The organism is Arthrobacter sp. B3I4, assembly GCF_030816855.1.
Lineage (GTDB): Bacteria > Actinomycetota > Actinomycetes > Actinomycetales > Micrococcaceae > Arthrobacter.
Window position 1 is genome coordinate 1,477,128 of sequence record NZ_JAUSYK010000001.1, and the last position, 13,985, is coordinate 1,491,112.

General features: G+C 68.1%; 14 protein-coding genes. 11 read left to right on the forward strand and 3 right to left on the reverse strand.

The features are described from left to right. The first annotated feature begins 13 nt into the window (after positions 1-13). From QFZ61_RS06950 to trxA, 4 genes are all read left to right on the forward strand, one after another. A complete protein-coding gene (locus QFZ61_RS06950) occupies positions 14-742 on the forward strand; it encodes an MgtC/SapB family protein (protein WP_307034579.1) in 729 nt (242 codons plus the stop codon). 267 nt (positions 743-1,009) lie between these two features. Continuing rightward, on the forward strand, positions 1,010-1,198 hold the full coding sequence (locus QFZ61_RS06955) for a hypothetical protein (protein WP_307034581.1): 189 nt from the start codon (positions 1,010-1,012) through the stop codon (positions 1,196-1,198). A 192-nt stretch (positions 1,199-1,390) separates the two neighbouring features. After that, positions 1,391-1,936: a thioesterase family protein gene (locus QFZ61_RS06960; RefSeq protein WP_307034583.1), complete on the forward strand. Its 546-nt coding sequence runs from the start codon at positions 1,391-1,393 to the stop codon at positions 1,934-1,936. 112 nt (positions 1,937-2,048) lie between these two features. Further along, positions 2,049-2,453, forward strand: a complete 405-nt coding sequence (trxA, locus tag QFZ61_RS06965; RefSeq protein ID WP_307034585.1) for a thioredoxin — start codon at positions 2,049-2,051, stop codon at positions 2,451-2,453. Positions 2,454-2,564: 111 nt separating this feature from the next. Here the strand turns inward: trxA and QFZ61_RS06970 are convergent, their stop codons facing one another. Beyond that, complete coding sequence (locus QFZ61_RS06970; RefSeq protein ID WP_307034587.1) at positions 2,565-2,843, reverse strand: putative quinol monooxygenase; 279 nt, start codon at positions 2,841-2,843, stop codon at positions 2,565-2,567. 112 nt (positions 2,844-2,955) lie between these two features. On the opposite strand from QFZ61_RS06970, the gene QFZ61_RS06975 reads away from it, so the two are divergent. Further along, positions 2,956-4,632, forward strand: a complete 1,677-nt coding sequence (locus tag QFZ61_RS06975; RefSeq protein ID WP_307034589.1) for an AMP-binding protein — start codon at positions 2,956-2,958, stop codon at positions 4,630-4,632. A gap of 72 nt (positions 4,633-4,704) precedes the next feature. Here QFZ61_RS06975 and QFZ61_RS06980 read toward each other — a convergent pair whose 3' ends face one another. Next, positions 4,705-5,685, reverse strand: coding sequence for a DNA-3-methyladenine glycosylase (locus tag QFZ61_RS06980; protein ID WP_307034591.1), 981 nt, complete (start codon positions 5,683-5,685; stop codon positions 4,705-4,707). Positions 5,686-5,854: 169 nt separating this feature from the next. Between QFZ61_RS06980 and QFZ61_RS06985 the strand changes: the two genes are divergently transcribed. Next, the gene (locus QFZ61_RS06985) at positions 5,855-6,292 is read left to right on the forward strand and encodes a VOC family protein (RefSeq protein ID WP_307034593.1); all 438 of its coding nucleotides are present in this window, start codon (positions 5,855-5,857) and stop codon (positions 6,290-6,292) included. A gap of 54 nt (positions 6,293-6,346) precedes the next feature. Here the strand turns inward: QFZ61_RS06985 and QFZ61_RS06990 are convergent, their stop codons facing one another. Beyond that, entirely contained in the window at positions 6,347-7,480 is a 1,134-nt protein-coding gene (locus QFZ61_RS06990; RefSeq protein WP_373427193.1) for an SLC13 family permease, read from the reverse strand. 156 nt (positions 7,481-7,636) lie between these two features. On the opposite strand from QFZ61_RS06990, the gene QFZ61_RS06995 reads away from it, so the two are divergent. From QFZ61_RS06995 to QFZ61_RS07015, 5 genes are all read left to right on the forward strand, one after another. Then, on the forward strand, positions 7,637-9,022 hold the full coding sequence (locus QFZ61_RS06995) for a cystathionine beta-synthase (RefSeq protein ID WP_307034596.1): 1,386 nt from the start codon (positions 7,637-7,639) through the stop codon (positions 9,020-9,022). Between the two features lie 17 nt (positions 9,023-9,039). Beyond that, positions 9,040-10,248: a cystathionine gamma-synthase gene (locus tag QFZ61_RS07000; protein WP_307034598.1), complete on the forward strand. Its 1,209-nt coding sequence runs from the start codon at positions 9,040-9,042 to the stop codon at positions 10,246-10,248. A gap of 6 nt (positions 10,249-10,254) precedes the next feature. Continuing rightward, positions 10,255-11,535, forward strand: coding sequence for a glycosyltransferase 87 family protein (locus tag QFZ61_RS07005; protein ID WP_307034600.1), 1,281 nt, complete (start codon positions 10,255-10,257; stop codon positions 11,533-11,535). Positions 11,536-11,689: 154 nt separating this feature from the next. Next, positions 11,690-13,090: a glycosyltransferase 87 family protein gene (locus tag QFZ61_RS07010; RefSeq protein ID WP_307034602.1), complete on the forward strand. Its 1,401-nt coding sequence runs from the start codon at positions 11,690-11,692 to the stop codon at positions 13,088-13,090. A 10-nt stretch (positions 13,091-13,100) separates the two neighbouring features. After that, on the forward strand, positions 13,101-13,922 hold the full coding sequence (locus QFZ61_RS07015) for an SDR family oxidoreductase (RefSeq protein WP_307034604.1): 822 nt from the start codon (positions 13,101-13,103) through the stop codon (positions 13,920-13,922). Positions 13,923-13,985: the final 63 nt, after the last annotated feature.

Sequence of the window (13,985 nt, forward strand, 5' to 3'; positions counted from 1 at the left end):
GGAAGCGCGCGGCATGGCCCAAATGCTGGGACTGTTCACCGAGACGAGCCTGGTGGAACTCGTGCTTCTGCTCGCCACCTTTGTCCTGACCTCACTCATCGGCATCGAGCGGCAAATCCGGCAAAAGAGCGCCGGCTACCGTACCCATGTGCTTGTCGGACTGGGCTCCTGCGCCTTTTCCCTTGTCTCGGCCTACGGGTTCGCCTACGTGCTGGACCCCGGTGTGAGGATGGATCCGTCCCGGATCGCGGCGCAGGTCGTCAGCGGGATCGGCTTCCTCGGCGCGGGTGTGATCTTCAAGGGCAGGGATGTCGTCCGGGGGCTCACCACGGCGGCGACCATCTGGGTGGCCGCCGCGGTGGGTATGGCGTGCGGAGCAGGAATGGTGTCCCTGGCGGTGGCGCTGACCCTGTTCCACCTCGTCACGCTCTTCCTCGTGGCCCCCGCCGTCCGGAAAATCCCCACGGCGGACCGGCGCCGCGTTCTGCACATCTCCTACGCCGACGGCCGCGGAGTGCTGCGTGAGGTGCTCGAAATCGCCACTGCAATGGGGTTCAGCTCCTCCATCCTGCGCACCAAAAGGACCGGAGACGAGCAGAAACCGATGGTGTCGATGGACGTACGGTTCTTCGGCCAGCACCCGTTGCGCAACCTGGTTCCGCACCTGATGGAGCTGAACGGGGTCGAGAGCGTTATTCTCCGCGGTGCCGACACTGACGCCGACGACGACGACGCGGCCTGACACACCCGCCGTCGGTTGAACCTCCCCGGATGCGCTGAATCCCCGGTCTCCGGCAGGTAGCGTAAGGCGTATGAGCATCTTTCTGGTGGGCGGGGGCCCGGATACGGTGACAACGCCAGTCATTTTCGACCGGTTCGTGCGCGACATCCCGGGCCGAAGCGGGAGCCGGCCTTCCCGGATCGCCGGGGTGCTGTTCGATCGGGAGGCAGTTCCGAATATTTCCTGCCCGCCTACACCGAGCCGCTGCAAAGCGGCACAGCCTGCCAGGTGGACCCCGTTCTCTTGCGCTCGAACGAACCGGCAGATCCGGCGTCGTTCGACGACGTCGACGCGATCGTCGTGGGCGGCGGTCCCACACCGGAGTACCTGGCGGGCCTGCTCGACTCAGCGCCGCGAATCCAGGCGGCCGTCCAGGCCGGCACCGGGCCTGGTGGACCGGGCTGTGGCGGTGGATGAGAACACCGCGCTGGTGCTACGCCATGCGGACTTGGCGGAGCTGGAGGTGGTCGGTGCCGGGAGCTGCTGGACCATTCGCGGAACCGGGCGCAAAGCGACTGTGTCGGTCTTGTCCGCACGTTGAGCCGCAGGCTTCTTCTGGTGCTGAGATGCTTCTTGGCACGCCTTGTTACTCATGGGTAACATTGGTTCATGCATCTGCTGCTCCGCACCCTCCTCCTGCTGCTCAAGTCCGCCCGGCGCTCGCCGCTGAGCATCTGGGACTCGTCCTCCCTGCCGCTCCGGGTCTTGCCGACGGACATCGACATCGCCCTGCACGTCAACAACGGCATGTACTTCTCGCTCATGGACCTGGGCCGGTTCGACCTGATGGCACGCAGCGGGACCTGGAAGACCATGCGCCGCCGCGGGTGGACGCCGGTGGTGGCTGGTGAAACCATCGCCTTCCGCCGCTCACTGCAGCTCTGGCAGCAGTACACGATCGAGACGAAGGTGATCGGCCTCGACGAGAAGGCCATCTACTTTGAGCAGCGTATGGTGGTCGACGGCGAAATTTATGCCCGCGCCCACATCGCCACCCGCCTGGTCAGCAAGGGCAAGCCGGTCAGTCAGGAGGACATCCTGCGCGAATTCGGGGCGCCTCCGGCGGACCTGGAGCTCCCGGCGTGGATCCACGAGTGGCGCGAAACGAACGCGCTGCCCGGCGCCCGCCGTGCCGCCCCGCACGTCTGGGCGTAAGGCCGGCAGCAGGGTCCTGAGTGCGGGCCGCGGAGTCCGGCAAGACACCTAAGGGATGTGCCGGGAGCGAAACGCGGGGGACTTTCACGGACGGCTCGCGTACCGTTGAGGGATGGCAACCGTAAACATTACAGGTGAACAGTTCGCAGCGACCGTCGAGGACAACGACATCGTCCTCGTAGACTTCTGGGCCGAATGGTGTGGCCCGTGCAAGCAGTTCGGCCCCACATACGCGGCCGTCTCGGAGAAGCACCCCGACGTGGTCTTCTCCAAAGTGGACACCGAGGCAGAGCAGCAGCTGGCCGCCGAGGCCGGGATCACGTCGATCCCCACCCTGATGGCCTTCCGCGAAAAGGTGCTGGTCTTCTCCCAGCCCGGCGCGCTGAACGCCCAGCAGCTGGAGCAGGTTGTCGACGCCGTGAAGGCGCTCGATATGGAGGAAGTCCACGCGCACGTGGCACGCTCCCAGGCCGAGGCTGCGACCACCCAGGACGGCACCCAGATCCCGGACCTCTAAGCCGGCTTCACCTTCCACTTAACCCAAACGCGGGGTCACTCTGCGCCCATCCCGGTCGGGATTATCGGCGTGGAGTGACCCCGCGTTTGTTCTCGCTGCGTCGGGACTGCCCTAGAGCTTTTCGAGCTTGATCGGCTCGGCCAGCAGGGCGCTGAGGGACTCGTTCAGGTCCTGGACCGCCGAGCCCTTGGAATGAACGTCCAGGTCCTCCTGGGAGGCCCACCGCTCGGTCAAGACCAGCTTGTCTTCGCTCGCCTCGGTCAGTTCGTACCGGATGCACCCGGGCTCGTTGACGACCTCGTCGATCGCGATTTCCAGGGCAAGCTTCACGCGAAAGAATTCGCCCGGGTTGGGAATGAAAGTGGCCTGCAGGTCAATGGGTGCGCTCATGGCCCTTACCCTACCCGGCGGCCGTGCCGCCGTCGGAAACGGCGCCAAAGATTTCCTAGGACTTCCACGCATTGCCCTTCTCTTGCCAGGCGCCTGTTGGTAGCGTTCCACCATGCTTGCGTACACAGCCGGGGACACTGACGTCCCGCTGATCGAAGAGACCATCGGCGACCATTTCGAGCGGATCGTCGACCGATTCCCCTACCACGACGCGCTTATCGAGGCCGCCGCGGTGCCCGGCGGGGAGGCCCGGCGGTGGAGTTATTCAAAGATGAACGACGACGTCGACCGGCTGGCCCGGGCCCTGCTCGCGCTCGATGTTGCCAAGGGCGACCGGGTCGGCATCTGGAGCCCGAACTGCGCCGAGTGGACCATCCTGCAGTACGCCACCGCGAAAATCGGCGCCATCCTGGTCAACGTCAACCCGGCCTACCGCAGTCACGAGCTCGAGTTCGTCGTCAAGCAAAACGGCATGCGGATGCTGGTCGCGGCGCCGTCGGATAAAAACAGCGACTACACCGGCATGGCCCGGCAGGCCCTGGCCGAATGCCCTGAACTGCGCGAACTCGTGTTCCTGCCAGACGGCGGACTGCCCGGCCTCGCCGCCGGAGTCCCGGAACGCGACACGGAGCAGACGTTCGCCGAACTGCTGCGGCGGGCCGACGACGTGCCGCATTCCGGGCTCAAGGCGCGGATGGCGGAACTGGATCCGCACGATCCCATTAACCTGCAGTACACCTCGGGGACCACGGGTTTCCCGAAAGGTGCCACCCTCACGCACCACAATCTGCTCAACAATGGCTACTCCATCGGGGAGCTGCTGCGCTATACCGAGCACGACCGGGTGGTGCTGCCGGTGCCGTTCTACCACTGCTTCGGCATGGTGATCGGTAACCTCGCCGCGCTGAGCCACGGGTCCGCCACCATCATTCCGGGCCGCGGGTTCTCGCCGGCCGCCGCCCTGGAAGCTGTGCAGGACTTCGCCGGGACTTCGCTGTACGGCGTACCGACCATGTTCATCGCCGAACTGGCGTTGCCGGACTTCGCCTCCTACGACCTCTCCACGCTGCGCACCGGTGTGATGGCCGGTTCGTTGTGCCCCATTGAGGTGATGAACCGGGTGATCGCCGAGATGAACATGCGTGATGTGGCCATCTGCTACGGCATGACGGAGACCTCGCCGGTGTCCACCATGACGCTTGACGGGGACACCCTGGAGCAGCGCACGCAGACTGTGGGCCGGACGATGCCACAGCTGGAGAGCCGGATCGTGGACCCGGTCACCGGCGGTGTGCTGCAGCGCGGTGAAATCGGCGAGCTGTGCACGCGCGGCTACTCAGTGATGCTCGGGTACTGGAACCAGCCGGACAAGACTGCGGAAGCGATCGACGCCGAGGGGTGGATGCACACCGGTGACCTCGCCCGGATGGACGAGGACGGTTACCTCGTGATTGAGGGGCGGATCAAGGACATGGTCATCCGCGGCGGTGAGAACGTGTATCCGCGCGAGATCGAGGAGTTCCTATACACCCACCCGGACATCCAGGACGTCCAGGTAATCGGCGTCCCGGACGCCGCGTACGGCGAGGAGCTGATGGCCTGCATCATCCTCAAGCCGGGCGCCAAGACCCTCGACGCGGCGGCGCTGGCGGACTTCTGCCGTGGCAAGCTCGCCCACTACAAGATCCCCCGGTACGTGGACGTCCGCGAAAGCTTCCCGATGACTGTCTCCGGGAAGATCCGCAAGGTGGACATGCGTCAGGAAGCGGTCGCCCGACTGGGCCTCTAACCGGTTGGCGGCGGCCGGCCGGGGAGTCTTTTCGCCCGTAGCCTGCTCTCTGCCGCGACTCAGTGACCGGGGTTAGTGCCCGCGGTGGTCCTGGATGGTCATCCGCGGGCCGAAGACCGGCTTGCGGAAACCGCTGAGGCCGATCAGGCGCACCACCCGTTGCCGGTGCCCGGCCCAGGGCGCCAGCAGCCGCAGCATGCCGGCGTCGTCCGTCCGGCGGCCGGTCAGGGCCGCGCCGACGTACGCCGCCAGGTGGTAATCGCCCACCGCGATCGAATCCGGGCAGCCGTGGGTGCGCTGCACCACTTCGGCTGCCGTCCAGACGCCGATGCCGGGAAAGGTCTGCAACTTCTGGCTCGCGTCCGCCGAGGGCAGCCCGGCCAGTCGTTCCAACGCGGCAGCGGACCGTAGCACCCGCATGACAGTGTCCGAGCGCTGCGGACCAACACCGGCCTTATGCCATTCCCAGGACGGGACACGCAACCATTGCTCAGGTGTCGGCTGCACCATCAGGTTGCCCGGGGCCACCGTCCCGGCGCCCGGGGCGGCGGTCCCGAAGCGGTACATCAGGTAGCGGTACCCGCGGCGCGCCTCGATGACGGTGACTTTTTGTTCCAGGACCGTCGGCACCAGGGCATCAATCATCCTGCCCGTGGCCGGCAGCCGGACCTCGCGGTTCCTGCGCCGGGCGTCGGCGACCATGCGGGGGAGGGTGGCGTGGAAGGCCGGTTCATCGAAAGCCGTCCAGTCGTCGTCACCGCCCAGCAGCCGGGGAACACCGCGGACGGCCTCGACGGCGCCGGGTCCCCACGCACGCGCGTCGATCCAGGGCGCGGACACCGGACCCGCGGCGGCCAGGCGGAGCGTGGCCGGGCCGGCCGGCGTCGTGAATGCCATCCAGACCCCGTCGGGGGCGACCCGGATCGACGGGTCGCCGTGGCCCCGGCGCAACGGGCTCAGGGTCCGAAGCAGGTCATACGGGCCCCCCGGATGCCAGCGCAGGGAGGCGTCCGCATCGGCGCCCGGGCCGGCGGAAAGTTCTGCGGAAGTCACAGAACATGTTCCCACGACCGGGCCGGGCGGACGCACCGGAGGTGTCCGCGGCGGCGGGAAGCCCGGGTCCAACGGCCCTGCACCCGGGCCGGCGCCGGAACTAGGCTCGCGGTGCCGGCAGGTACTCCGGGGCCGGTCCGGCGGGGGTCATGAGAGTCAGGAGAGCGGCATGGCTGGCGGAGTGGTGCACTTTGAACTTCCCGCAGACGATGAGGAGCGTGCCCGTAACTTCTACGGTTCCCTCTTCGGCTGGGGATTCCAAGTTATGCCCGAGATGGAATACACCCTGGCGATGACGACGCCAATGGACGAGGACGGCCGGCCCGCCGTGTCCGGTTCCATCAATGGCGCCCTCTTCCGCCGGGGGGACCTGAGCGCCCCGGTGGTGACCGTAGATGTCGAGGACATCGACGCGGCGCTTGCCAAGGTCGAGACGCTCGGCGGTGCCGTCCACCGCGGGAAGATGGACGTCGGCGGGATGGGCTGGAACGCCTACTTCAGGGACACCGAGGGCAACATCATCGGACTGTGGCAATCCGCGGCGCCGACAGGCGGCGCGGGAGAGGGCGGCCCCGGAACAACGGCGGGAAACGACCTCGGAGCGTGACCGGCGTACCGGTGCGCAGTGCCCGCCGTGCGTGCCGAAGGTACAAACGTCCCGTCAATGCATCCTGTTGGTCAGCCACAGCGCCAGGACGGCCAGCGGGAGCGTGAGAACGACGGCAGCCAGGCCGGCGACCGCGAAGCCGCTCCAACGGATTTCGACGTTGAGCGCCCGCAGGCGTTCATGCCAAAGCAGGGTCGCCAGCGACGCCCAGGGTGTGACCAGCGGGCCGAGGTTCACGCCGATCAGCAGCGCCGCGAGCCGTACCGGCGAGCCGCCCACAGGCTCCAGCGCGAGGTAGGCCGGGAGGTTGTTGACCGCGTTGGCGGCCCCCGCGCCGAGCCCCGCCAGCTGCAGCAGCGCCGGCAGGCTGTCCCCCGACCCGGCCGCCCCGGCCAGGAAGGAGGTGGCACCGTTCGCGTGCAGCGCCTCCACCACCATGAACAGGCCGGCGGTGAGCATGAGCGGCCGCCACGGGACCATGGACCAGCGCAGCGTTGAGCGGCGCCGCCACAGGAAGAGCCCCAGCAGGACCGCGGCCGCGGCGGAGGCGGGCAGGTACACCGGTATGCCGGATACCAGGGCCGGCAGCAGAAGCAGTACCACGCCCGCTGAGGCGGAGAGCAGCACCCTGTCCTGCACCCGATGCAGCGGCTGCGGGCCGTAGCGGCCGCGCAGCTCCTTCCGGAAGGCCAGCCAGAGCAACAGCGGGGGCAGCAGGATTCCTATCAGCGCCGGAGCCCAGACCAGCGAGGCGAACGCTGCCGGGCTGAGGCCGAGCCGGGCCTGGGCGAGCAGATTGGTCAGGTTGGACACCGGCAGCAGCAGCGAGGCGGTATTGGCCAGCCAGATAGTGGTCAGGGCAAACGGCAGCGGCGGGATCCGCGCGTGCACGGCCAGCAGCACGACGACGGGGGTGACCAGCACCGCCGTCGTATCCAGGGACAAGAACACCGTGGAGAGTGTCGAGAGGCCGATCACCAGGGACCACAGGAGCCGGATGCGGCCCCGGCCCCAGGCAGCCACCCGGTCGGTGACCGCCCGGAAGACCCCGGCGTCGTCCGCCAGTTCCGTCACCAGGGACATTGCCACCACGAAGCCCAGCACGGGCAGCGTGCGCCCCGCGAGCTCCTCGAACGCCGGTCCGGGCAGCAGCCCGCTGCCCAGCGCTGCGATCCCGGCCAGCAGCATCCCGCCGGGAAGCAGGTAAGTATTCAGCGCCTTCCGCCAGGTCCTCCGTTTCACCGCCCTATCGTCCCACCGTCGGACGGCCCGCAGCGTACCGCAGAGCGCGCGGCCCGGGCTGCGCGGCCTGCCCGCGGCCGCGGAGACGGTAACTTTGTACCTATGAAGTACGCCCAGTCCGTCCTGGACCTCATCGGCAACACGCCGCTCGTCAAACTCAACCACGTGACCGACGGCATCGCCGCGACAGTGCTGGTGAAGCTCGAATACCTGAATCCCGGCGGGTCCATCAAAGACCGCATCGCCGCCAAGATGATCGAAGAGGCGGAGCGCAGCGGCAAGCTGCAGCCCGGCGGAACCATTGTGGAGCCGACGTCCGGCAACACCGGCGTCGGTCTGGCCCTGGTGGCGCAGCAGAAGGGTTACCGCTGCATCTTTGTGGTCCCGGACAAGGTGGGTGAGGACAAGCGCGCCGTGCTCCAGGCCTACGGCGCCGAGGTCGTCGTGACGCCCACCGCCGTCGCACCGGACAGCCCGCAAAGCTACTACGGCGTCTCGGACCGGCTCGTCAGCGAAATTCCCGGTGCGTACAAGCCGGACCAGTTCTCCAACCCGGCGGCGCCGGGCAGCCACTACGAGTCCACCGGCCCCGAAATCTGGACCGACACCGAGGGCAAAGTTACGCACTGTGTCATCGGCGCCGGCACCGGCGGCACCATTACCGGCACCGGCCGCTACCTCAAGGAAGTCTCCGCGGACCGCCCCGCGGCCGACGGCGGCGTGGTCAAGATCATCGGCGCCGACCCGGCCGGATCGGTCTACTCCGGCGGCACCGGCCGGCCGTACTTCGTCGAAGGCGTCGGCGAGGACATGTGGCCCGGCAACTACGACAAGGCCGTCCCGGACGACGTCATCGCCGTCAGCGACGCCGACTCCTTCGCCATGACCCGGCGGCTGGCCCGCGAAGAGGGCCTGCTGGTGGGCGGTTCCTCCGGCATGGCCGTCGTCGCCGCGCTGCAGGCCGCCAAGGACCTGCCCGCCGACGCCGTCGTCGTCGTGATCCTGCCCGACTCCGGCCGCGGTTACCTGGGCAAAATCTTCAACGACCAGTGGATGCGCTCCTACGGCTTCCTCGCCGGCGGTGACGAAGCGTCGGTGGGCGACGTCCTCAAGGCCAAAACCGGGGAACTGCCGGACCTGGTGCACATCCACCCCAACGAGAGCGTCCGCGACGTCATCAACATCATGAACGAGTACGGGGTGTCGCACATCCCGGTGCTGTCGCAGGAACCGCCCGTGGTGATGGGCGAGGTCCTCGGCGCCGTCGATGAACGCACACTGACCGCGAAGCTCTTCCGCGGCGAGGCCAACCTCACGGACAAGATCTCCGAACACATGGAAGCGCGGCTGCCCGTGATCGGTTCGCTCGAATCGATCCCCACGGCCCGTGACCTCCTCTCCGGCACCGACACCCTCATGGTGACGTTCGCCGGCGCCCCGGTGGGAATCCTGACCCGCCACGACCTCCTCGCCTACCTCAGTAACTGACCAGCCCAAGGAGCCCCATGTCCCAGCCAGAAAGCACTTCCGCGAAGAACACCGGGTTCAACACCCGGGCCGTGCACGCCGGCCAGACCTTCGAGCCGCGCACCGGTGCCGTGGTGCCTCCGGTGCACTTCTCATCCACCTACGCCCAGGACGGGATCGGCGGCCTCCGCGCCGGTTACGAATACGGCCGTGGCACCAACCCCACCCGGGACTCCCTGCAGGAACAGCTCGCCGCGCTTGAGGGCGGGACCGCTGCGTTCTCGTTCAGCTCCGGGCTGGCCGCGGAGGACTCGATGATCCGCGCGCTTACCCGGCCCGGGGACCACATTGTGCTCGGCAACGACGCCTACGGCGGAACGTACCGGCTGATCAGCCGCGTCCTGGGGGAGTGGGGCATCGGCAACTCCCCGGTGGACATGTCCAACCTTGACGCCGTGGCCCGGGCCGTCGCGGCAGGCGGTTCCGCATCCGGCGGCGGCAACACCCGGCTGGTCTGGGTGGAGACGCCGTCGAACCCGATGATGAAGATCACCGACATCGCCGCGCTCGCCAAGGTGGCGCACGACGCCGGCGCCCTCCTGGTCGTGGACAACACCTTCGCGTCCCCGTACCTGCAGAACCCGCTGGCGCTCGGCGCCGACATCGTCGTGCACTCCACCACCAAGTACATCGGCGGGCACTCCGACGTCGTCGGGGGCGCGATCATCGTCAACGACGCGGAACTGGCAGAGAAGATCGGCTTCGTGCAGTTCGCCGTCGGCGCCGTGTCCGGTCCGATGGACGCGTTCCTCACCACCCGCGGGCTGAAAACCCTTGGCGTGCGGATGGACCGGCACAGTGACAACGCCCAGGCCGTCGCGGAATGGCTGCTGCAGCGCCCCGAGGTGGAGGCCGTGCTGTACCCGGGCCTGCCTTCGCACCCGGGACACGAGCTGGCGAAGAGGCAGATGAAGAAGTTCGGCGGGATGGTTTCCGTGCAGTTTAAGGGCGGCGAAGCCGCGGCGCGCACCGTCGCCGAGTCCACGTCCGTCTTCACGCTGGCCGAGTCCTTGGGCGGCATCGAATCGCTGATGAACTACCCCTCGGAAATGACGCACGCATCCGTCAAGGGCACCGAACTGGCGGTCCCGGAGAACCTGATCCGGCTCTCCTGCGGCATCGAGGACGTCGAGGACCTGATTGCCGACCTTGAGCAGGCCTTCGCGCGCCTTGAGACGGGCAGCTAGCGTCCGGTGACTGTCGTTTCCAAGGCCGCCGGCACCTCCACGCGCGGCAGGGCGGCGACGACGGCGGCCGGTGCGGCCGCCGTCGTCGCCGCCCTGGCGGTGCTGTACACCGCGTACATTCCGCTGATGAACGACTTCGAGGTCTACTTCTACGGCGGAAACCGCGTTCTGCAGACCGGCGAGACGGGCGTCAACGAGCTCTACGCTCCCCGGGACGGCCTGCCGTTCACCTACCCGCCGTTCGCGGCGCTGATCTTCGCGGTGATGGCCGCGCTGGGCCAGAGCGGGGGGAGCCTGGTCTTCATTGCCACGGCGCTGCTCGGCGCCGCCGTCGTGTCCGCGTGGCTGACCCGGCACTACTTCGGCCTGGGCCGGTGGCGTGATGCGGTGGCGGACTGGCGGTTCCGTACCGTGTCGCTGGCCGGTACCGCCGCCATCCTGCTGCTGGGCCCGTGGCGGGACACTTTCGACTTCGGCCAGATCAATATCATCCTGATGGGCCTGATCCTGGCGGACTTTGCCCTGTACGGAAAGTCCCGGGCCGGGGAGTTCCGGTGGCCGGCGGGCCTGCTGATCGGGATCGCGGCCGGGATCAAGCTGACCCCGCTGGCGTTCGGGCTGTATTTCCTGGTCCGCCGCGACTTCAAAGCCCTGGGCTGGATGGCTGCCGGGTTCTTCGGCTCCATCGCGCTGGCCTGGGCCCTTCTTCCCACCGCGTCGCTGACCTTCTGGACCAAAATCCTGCCGGACACCGGGCGCATCGGCGGCCCGGCTTACGTGGACAACCTCTCGGTCAAGGGCCTGCTGCTGCATTTGGGGCTGCCGGACTCGTCCTCGACCACGCTGGTCTGGCTGGTGCTCGCCCTCGGCCTCACCGCCGTGGCCGCGCTCGTGATCAAGTGGGCGGTCGACGCGGACGAGAACTTCGTGGCCGTGTCCGCGACCGCGCTGCTGATGCTGCTCATCAGCCCGGTGTCGTGGTCCCACCACTGGGTCTGGATGGCTGTAGCGCTGCCGTGCATGGGATTCGCCATCCACCGGGTCCCCTCGCGGAACGGCCGGATGCGGCTGGCGGGCTGGGTGATCGTGGCCGCGTCCGCCCTCGCCTTCTACCTGACGCCCAAGTACCTGTCGGTCATGGCCGGGGCGCACGAGTGGGGCAAGGACCCGCAGACCCAGTGGCAGCTCATCGTCGCGAGCCTTGGCGTAGTCTGCGGGGTCGCCATGCTGGTCTACTGGGCGCTGGCTTACCGGCCCTCACGCGCTGCGCTGCGGCCCGCATCGTAGCCCGCTCTTTCCTCGCCCCCTGCCGCGAGTGTGCATTTCACGGCAGTGTTTGCGACAAACACTGCCCTGACCTGTAACCTCGATGAGGCAACCGCCGCATGCAGATGGCGCGCGCGGGTTCCGCGTCCAGGGCAGTTATTTTGGGGAGAACGAGATGCCAGTGCTCGACGCCGATGGCCGCCCGGCCCCGCCCGGGAACCCGTCCAAGCCCCTGACGAACACGAAGCCGGCACGCCCGGCCCGAGCCGCCGTGCTCGCGTCGGCTCTGCTTCTGCTGGCGCTGGCCGCTTTGGTCTTCGTGGTGAGGCACTGGTTGACCCTCTGGGGCGAGCAGGGCCTGGACTTCAGCGTCTACTGGTATGGCGGCAAGATCCTCAACGACGCGGGCCAGGCGCCGTCGGACCTCTACCAAGGCTACGTCGACAAGGCCGGCGGCCCGGCGCTGCCGTTCACCTACCCGCCCTTTGCCGCCCTGCTCTTCGGCCTGTTCGCCAGGCTCCCGGAAAAAGTTGCGCTGAACCTGTTCAACACAGCGGGAGTCCTCACGGCGTTCTGGGTGGCGGCCCGCACGGTCCGCTATTGGAATGGCAGGACAGGCTGGCGGGAGACCTTCCGCTCGCCGGGCAACGGCTGGGCCGCGGTGATCCTGTTTTTAGCCTTGCTCAATCTCGGTCCCTGGCGCGAGACGCTTGCTTTCGGGCAAATCAACATCCTGCTTATGGGGCTGATGGCTGCCGACCTGCTGGCCCGGAACCCCCGCTGGTCCCGCGGCATCCCCGGACGGGGGTTCCTGGTGGGTGTAGCCGCCGGCATCAAACTGACCCCGCTGGTGTTCGGGCTCTACTTCCTGCTTCGCAAGGACTGGCGCGGCCTGCTGAACATGGCGGCGGGATTCTTCACAACTGTCTTCATCGGAGGCCTGCTGCGCCCGGCTGAAACCCTCGAGTTCTGGCTCTCCACCCTGCCGGACACCTCCCGGATCGGTGGGGCAGGCTACGTCGACAACCTGTCACTCAAAGGCGCGCTGCTCCACTTCGGCGTTCCCGAGGCCGCCGTCACCGTGCCGTGGCTGGTTATGAGCGTGCTGGTGGTGGCCCTCGCCGCCAGCATCATCAAGACCGCGAGCGAACAGGGCGCGCGGGTGGTCGCTATCTCCGCCACAGCGCTGACCATGCTGCTGATCAGCCCGGTCTCCTGGTCGCACCACTGGGTATGGGTCGCTATGGTGCTGCCGGCCTTCGCCTGGACCCTCCGCGAGACACCACGCCGCTACCGCGGGACCCGGTGGCTGCTGGGAACGGTGCTTGGCGTGTCCGTGCTCGTTTTTCTGTTTTCGCCCAAAACGATCGGCACTGCCCTCGGAGCGCAAAACCTGGACCTGCAGACACCAGACTTGTGGATAATGGCGTCCAGCGCTGGCGTCTTCTGCGCTGTTGCCCTCATGCTGTGCTGGCTGTTCGTCCTGCGTCGGGGATCATTGGCCCGGGACGTCATCAACATCGACCGGACGCTGAAGCCAGCGGCTGCGGCCCTGCTGCCGCAACCGCCGCGCTAGGCTGGGCCGCATGACCCCGTCCACCGCTTCGCCTCAGCCTGCACCCGAGAACCTGGGCACAAAGGCCGCCCCCGGGCCGGCCGTGCAACGCAAGACCGCGCTGGTGACCGGCGTCGGACGGCTCGCCGGACTCGGCGCCGGCATCGCCCGCCGGCTTGCCGCCGACGGCTGGGACCTCGTCCTGACCTACTGGCAGGACTACGACGCCAGGATGCCGTGGGGCGTCCAGCCCGACGACGTCGAACGGCTCACCGCCGAGTTGCAGGCCACCGGCGCCGCTGTGGTGGCGGTGCAGGCCGACTTCCAGGATCCGGGGGCAGTCGACCGGCTGATGGCCGCTGCGGCAAACGAGGCGGGAAGCCTCCAGGGGCTCGTCCTGAGCCATGCCGAGTCGGTGGATTCCGGCATTCTGGACACGAGCATCGAGAGCTTCGACCGGCACTTTGCGGTCAATACCCGCGCAAGCTGGCAGGTGATTACGGCCTTCGCCCGGCAGGTTCCGGCCGGCGGCGGCGCCATCGTGGCCCTCACCAGCGACCACACCGCCTTCAATCTGCCCTACGGCGCCTCCAAAGGCGCCCTGGACCGGATCGTGATTGCCGCGGCCCGGGAGCTCGGCCCGCTGGGCATCAGTGCCAACGCGCTCAACCCGGGGCCGGTGGACACCGGCTGGATGGACGAGCAGTTGCGCGAGGACCTGGCCGGGAGGCAGCCCGGCGGACGGCTCGGAACTCCGGCGGACGTCGCCGGGACGGTGGCGTTCCTGCTCTCGCCCGAGGGCCGCTGGGTATCCGGGCAGCTGGTCAAGGCCGACGGCGGCTTCTCCGCCTGATGCCCCGCCGGGCGCCGAGTTCGCATTTCGCGGCAATGTTCCCGTGGCGCATTGCCGTGAACT

Coding starts and splice junctions, on each gene's coding strand:
- QFZ61_RS07000 (WP_307034598.1), top strand. CDS start 9,040: ATGTCCCAGCCAGAAAGCACTTCCGCGAAGAACACCGGGTTCAACACC.
- QFZ61_RS06990 (WP_373427193.1), bottom strand. CDS start 7,480: ATGCTGCTGGCCGGGATCGCAGCGCTGGGCAGCGGGCTGCTGCCCGGA.
- QFZ61_RS07010 (WP_307034602.1), top strand. CDS start 11,690: ATGCCAGTGCTCGACGCCGATGGCCGCCCGGCCCCGCCCGGGAACCCG.
- QFZ61_RS06975 (WP_307034589.1), top strand. CDS start 2,956: ATGCTTGCGTACACAGCCGGGGACACTGACGTCCCGCTGATCGAAGAG.
- QFZ61_RS06970 (WP_307034587.1), bottom strand. CDS start 2,843: ATGAGCGCACCCATTGACCTGCAGGCCACTTTCATTCCCAACCCGGGC.
- trxA (WP_307034585.1), top strand. CDS start 2,049: ATGGCAACCGTAAACATTACAGGTGAACAGTTCGCAGCGACCGTCGAG.
- QFZ61_RS07015 (WP_307034604.1), top strand. CDS start 13,101: ATGACCCCGTCCACCGCTTCGCCTCAGCCTGCACCCGAGAACCTGGGC.
- QFZ61_RS06985 (WP_307034593.1), top strand. CDS start 5,855: ATGGCTGGCGGAGTGGTGCACTTTGAACTTCCCGCAGACGATGAGGAG.
- QFZ61_RS06960 (WP_307034583.1), top strand. CDS start 1,391: ATGCATCTGCTGCTCCGCACCCTCCTCCTGCTGCTCAAGTCCGCCCGG.
- QFZ61_RS06950 (WP_307034579.1), top strand. CDS start 14: ATGGCCCAAATGCTGGGACTGTTCACCGAGACGAGCCTGGTGGAACTC.
- QFZ61_RS06995 (WP_307034596.1), top strand. CDS start 7,637: ATGAAGTACGCCCAGTCCGTCCTGGACCTCATCGGCAACACGCCGCTC.